This is a genomic window from Terriglobales bacterium, from assembly GCA_035937135.1.
GTDB lineage: Bacteria > Acidobacteriota > Terriglobia > Terriglobales > Acidobacteriaceae > DASYVL01.
This window is the reverse complement of sequence record DASYVL010000176.1, coordinates 1-5240: the sequence shown is the minus strand read 5'-3', so window position 1 is coordinate 5240 and position 5240 is coordinate 1. Positions and strand designations below refer to the sequence as shown.

Annotated in this window: 5 protein-coding genes; 4 read left to right on the top strand and 1 reads right to left on the bottom strand. The window is 67.1% G+C overall.

The window, feature by feature from the left end:
• Positions 1-974: sodium:proline symporter (locus VGQ94_10170; GenBank protein ID HEV2022878.1), on the top strand; the 974-nt coding region annotated here is incomplete at its 5' end.
• Between the two features lie 29 nt (positions 975-1003).
• Complete coding sequence (locus VGQ94_10165) at positions 1004-1957, top strand: TerC family protein (protein ID HEV2022877.1); 954 nt, start codon at positions 1004-1006, stop codon at positions 1955-1957.
• 10 nt (positions 1958-1967) lie between these two features.
• Here the strand turns inward: VGQ94_10165 and nadB are convergent, their stop codons facing one another.
• Positions 1968-3563, bottom strand: a complete 1596-nt coding sequence (gene nadB, locus VGQ94_10160) for an L-aspartate oxidase (GenBank protein HEV2022876.1) — start codon at positions 3561-3563, stop codon at positions 1968-1970.
• Positions 3564-3631: 68 nt separating this feature from the next.
• Here nadB and aroB point away from each other — a divergent pair, with 68 nt between their 5' ends.
• Positions 3632-4729, top strand: coding sequence for a 3-dehydroquinate synthase (gene aroB, locus VGQ94_10155; GenBank protein ID HEV2022875.1), 1098 nt, complete (start codon positions 3632-3634; stop codon positions 4727-4729).
• A gap of 1 nt (position 4730) precedes the next feature.
• A partial coding sequence (locus VGQ94_10150; GenBank protein ID HEV2022874.1) for a class I SAM-dependent methyltransferase occupies positions 4731-5240 on the top strand: 510 nt, incomplete at its 3' end.

The following is a 5240-nucleotide window of genomic DNA, read 5'->3' as shown; positions in this document are numbered from 1 at the left end:
ATGAAAAGCACTCCCTGGGCGCGACCCTGTGGTTCAACGTGGCCCATTACGCGCTGCGCCCCTGGCCCTGGATCCTGACGGCGCTGGTGGCGGTGGTGCTCTATCCCAAACAGAGCGACCCCGAGGTGGGGTACATCCAGGTGATGATCACGCACCTGCCGGCCAGCCTGCGCGGGCTGATGCTGGCGGGATTCGCCGCGGCGTATATGTCCACCATCGGGACGCACATCAACCTGGGGGCTTCGTACCTGATCAACGATTTCTACCGGCGATTCCTCAACCGGGACCGCGACGAGAAGCACTACGTGCGCGCCTCGCGCTGGGCGTCGGTGCTGGTGACGGTGATCGCCGGGGTCGCCACTTACTACATGCAGAGCATCGAGGGCGCGTGGAAGTTCCTGCTCGCCATCGGCGCGGGGGCGGGACTGGTGTTCATCCTGCGCTGGTTCTGGTGGCGCATCAACGCCTGGTCGGAGGTGTCGGCCATGTCGGCGGCGGCGGTGTCGTCGCTGTTCCTGCAATCTTCCTGGGCCGGCGGCGTGGTCGAGCTGCTGCGGGGATTCGACCCGCTGCTGCCGGCCGGCGCACTCGAGGCCAGCAATCCGCACGGCTTCGCTTGGCTGATGACGCTGACCACCGGGTTCACTACCGTCACCTGGATCACTGTAACCTTCCTCACGCCGCCCGAGCCCAAGGAAAAGCTGCGGGAGTTCTTCCTGCGCGTGCGGCCGGCGGCGCTGGGATGGAAGCCCATCCTCAAGCCGGAGGACGAGGCCTCGAAGCAGAGCCTGGGATGGTCGGCGGCCGATTGGGTGGCCGGCTGCGCCCTTGTCTACTGCGCACTCTTCGGCATCGGCCGGCTCATCCTGGGGCCGGTGTGGCTGGGGCTGGGGCTGCTGGCAATCGCGGCCCTGTGCACCTTCTTTCTCTTCTGGGACCTGAACCGGCGCGGATGGGAATCGCTCAGCTCCTGACGGCATAGCATCCGATAGAATCGAAAGCCGTGGACCTCCTCCACCATCCCTGGTTCTTTTGGGTCGCCTTCAACGCCTTCGTCCTGCTGATGCTGGTGCTGGACCTGTTCGTCTTCCACCGCCACGCCCACGTCATCAAGTTTCGCGAGGCCCTGGGCTGGACCGCTTTCTGGATCGCCCTGGCCGCCGGCTTCGCGGTGCTGGTCTATCTCTGGCACGGGCCGGGGAGGACGCTGGAGTTCGTCACCGGCTACGTGATCGAAGAGTCGCTGAGCGTGGACAACCTCTTCGTCTTCCTCCTGATCTTCCGCTACTTCAAAGTGCCGGCCCAATACCAGCACAAGGTGCTGTTCTGGGGGATCTTGGGAGCGCTGGGGATGCGCATCGTCTTCATCGCGGCAGGGGTGACGCTGATCCGCAGGTTCGAGTGGATCATCTACCTCTTCGGCATCTTCCTGATCTACGCCGGGGCCAAGCTCTTCCGCTCCGAGGAGATGGAGATCCATCCCGAGCACAACCCCGTGCTCAAGCTCTTCCGCCGGCGGGTGCGGGTGACCCCGGATTACGTGGAAGGGAATTTCTCCGTGATGCGCGACGGCCTGCGCTACTTCACGCCGCTGGCGGTGGTCCTGCTGGTGGTGGAGACCACGGACGTCGCCTTCGCCACCGACTCCATCCCCGCCGTCCTGGCCATCACCCGCGACCCGTTCATCGTCTATACCTCGAACGTCTTCGCCATCCTGGGGCTGCGCTCCATGTATTTCGCGCTGGCGGGGATGATGGAGATATTCCACTACCTGCACTACGGACTGGCTACCGTCCTCATGTTCGTAGGCGCCAAGATGCTCCTCTCCCACTACTTTCCGATTCCCGTGGGAGCAGCCCTGGCGGTGATCGCGGTGGTGCTGGGGCTTTCGGTGGTGGCTTCGCTCCTGTTCCCAAGGCAGCCGAAGGCGACGGAGCCTGGCGACGAGACGCGCTAGGCGGGCGCGCTCACTCGAAGCGAATGGAATTTCCCTTGAGGATGGAGTGCTTCAGGAACTTCGCATCGTTGTGCTCGGGGAAGTCCAGGCGGTAGTGGGCGCCGCGGCTCTCCTCGCGGGCCAGGGCGGAGCGGGCGATGAGCCGGGCCACGGTATAGAGGTTGCGAGCTTCGCAGGCGACGCGGCTCTTGGGCGCCGGCAGCTTCTCGCTCCACTCGTCCAGTTGGGTGAGGGCGCGGCGGAGCGTCTTGCCTTCGCGCACGATGCCGACGTTCTTCCACATCAAGTCCTGAATCCCGTGGGTCAGGGAGCGGGCAGCGTCTTCCACCTGCTGGCCGTCCTCGAAGGCCGGAGACTTCTTGGCCGCGCTCTTCTTGGCCTTAGCTGCGGCGGGCCGGCGGCGAGCGCCTAGCGACTCGCGCATCGCGGCACCGGCGCGGGCGCCGTACACCAATCCTTCCAGCAGAGAGTTCGAGGCCAGGCGGTTGGCGCCGTGGACGCCGGTGGCCGCCGCCTCGCCCGCGGCATAGAGGCCCGGGAGCCCGCTGCGTCCGTCCAGATCGGTGCGCACCCCACCCATGGAGTAGTGCGCCGCCGGGCGCACCGGCACCAGGTCGGTGGCGATGTCGATGTTGTACTTGAGGCAGGTGGCGTGGATGCGGGGGAAGCGGGCGCGCAGCGCGCGAGCGTCCAGATGGGTCATGTCGAGATAGACCACGGGATCGTCCACCTTCTCTACCTCGAGCTCGTGAGCGATAGCGCGGGCCACCACGTCGCGGGGCGCCAGTTCCGCCATGTCGTGATAGCGGTGCATGAAGCGCGCCAGTTCGGGATTGCGTAGGTAGGCACCCTCGCCGCGCAAAGCTTCCGATAAGAGAAAGCGCGGCGCGTCCGGGACGTAGAGCGCGGTGGGATGGAACTGGACGAACTCCATGTCGCTGACCTCGGCGCCGGCGCGGAAGGCCATGGCCACGCCGTCCCCGGTCGCGACCGTTGGGTTGGTAGTTTCGCGATAGACCTGGCCCAGTCCTCCGGTGGCCAGCAGCACCGCCTGTGCGCGGACCTCGTGGACCTCGCCGTTGCGATCCATGAGCGACACGCCCGTGACCCGTCCGCCGCTCGAGCGCAGGTCCACGGTGAACTCGAATTCGTAGAAGACGATGGACTTCAGGGTGCGCGCCTTGGCATAGAGAGCGCGGCCGATCTCGCGTCCGGTGGAGTCGCCGTGGGCGTGCAGGACGCGCGAGCGCTGGTGCGCGCCCTCGCGGGCGAAGGTAAGCTTGGTGCCCTTGCGGTCGAACTCCGTGCCCCAGGCGATGAGCTCCTGGATGCGCTCCGGGCCCTCCTCCACCAGGATGCGGGCGGCTTCGACGTTGCACAAGCCGTCGCCGGCGTCGAGGGTGTCCTGGAGATGGAGGCTGATCTCGTCCTCATCGCTCAAGGCGACGGCGATGCCGCCCTGGGCGTACTGCGTGTTCGACTCGGTGAGCTCCGTCTTGGCCAGGACCAGCACCCGGCCGGCGGCCGCCAGTTCGATGGCGGCGCGCAGTCCGGCGATGCCCGCGCCGATGACCACGAAATCGGTTTCCGCCGGGGCCGCTTTCATAGGCGAAAAATGGTACCACGCGCTGCGCGGCCGCATGCCCCGCAGCCACATCCACTATGATGTTCGCCGTGAGAAGAATCGCCATTCGCGTGCGGCCGCGGCCCTATGACGTGCTCATCGAGCACGGCCTCCTGGAGCACACCGGCAGACGCCTGGAGTCCCTGCTGGGGCGAAGGGCGCGCTGCTTTGTGGTGACCACGTCCGCGGTGTGGCGGCGCTGGGGCAAGGAGTTGGACGCCTCCCTCAAACGCGCCGGACTGGAGGCGGTGATCTTCGAGATGGGCGATGGCGAGCGCTACAAGACGCTGGCCACGGTGGAGATGCTGGCCGGAAAATTCGTGCATCGAGGCGCCGACCGCCGTTCCGTGGCCCTCGCCTTCGGCGGCGGCGTGGTGGGAGACGTCACCGGCTTCCTGGCGTCCATCTACATGCGCGGCCTGGAGTGCGTGCAGATCCCGACCACGTTCCTGGCGCAGGTGGACGCTTCCATCGGCGGCAAGACAGGCGTGAACCTGCGGGCCGGAAAGAACCTGTTGGGCAGCTTCCATCAGCCGCGCGCGGTTCTGGTGGATCCCGGCGTGCTGGCCACGCTGCCCGAGCGCGAGTACCGCTCCGGGTTGTATGAGGCGCTGAAGTGCGGGGTGATCCGCAGCCCGCGCCTCTTCGAGTTCATGAGGCGGGAACGCAAGCGCATCCTGGAGCGCGAGCCCAAGGCGCTGGAATGGCTGATCGCCGAATGCGTCCAGGTGAAGGCGGATGTGGTGGGCGCGGACGAGCGCGAGCGCGGACTGCGCCGCATCCTCAACTTCGGGCACACCATCGGCCACGCGCTGGAGGCCGAGACCGCCTACCGCCGCTTCCGCCACGGAGAGGCGGTGGCCTGGGGCATGGTGGCCGCCTGCCGCATGGCGGTAGCCCTGAAGAGGCTGGATTCCGAGACGGCGCAACAGATCACGTCGACTGTTTTGGCTTATGGGCCCCTGCCTTCCGTAGAAGTGCGCAGCCGCGCCATCGTGCGCCGCCTGTCGGCGGACAAGAAGACCGTGGATGGGGTGGCGCACTTTGTGCTGCCCCGCGCCGTGGGGCGCGTGGAGATCGCCGCCAATGTGCCGGAGCGCGTGGTGGCGCGGGCGGTGGACGAACTGCGGGCGCTGTCGCGGGCTTAACGTGGGCGAGCCGCTCAAACCCGCAGTCGCAGGCGGCGCGCCCCAGGGCGCAGCGCCCCTGGGAGCCAACGACGAGAAATCCGCGGCGGCGACGGTGCGCGAGATGTTTACCGCCATCGCGCCGCGCTACGACCTGCTCAACGACCTGCTCTCGTTCCGCATCGAACACCGCTGGTGGCGACGCACCGCTCGCGCCTTTACTCCCATCCTGCGGCGGCCGCAGGCGAAGGTGCTGGACCTCTGCTGCGGCACCGGCGAGCTGACGCTCGCCCTACGCCGCCAGGCAGGGAGTCAGCAGCCTTCCATCGTGGGTGCGGACTTCTCACACGCCATGCTCGAGCGCGCTCACCGCAAGTTTTCCGGTAGGAACCTGGCGCCCATCGAGGCCGACGCCCTGCAACTTCCGTTCCCCGATGCGAGCCTGGACCTGGTGGTCTCTGCCTTCGGCTTTCGCAACCTGGCCAACTACGAGACCGGCCTGCGCGAGATGCTTCGCGTTCTGCGGGCGGAG

Coding starts and splice junctions, on each gene's coding strand:
- nadB (HEV2022876.1), bottom strand. CDS start 3,563: ATGAAAGCGGCCCCGGCGGAAACCGATTTCGTGGTCATCGGCGCGGGC.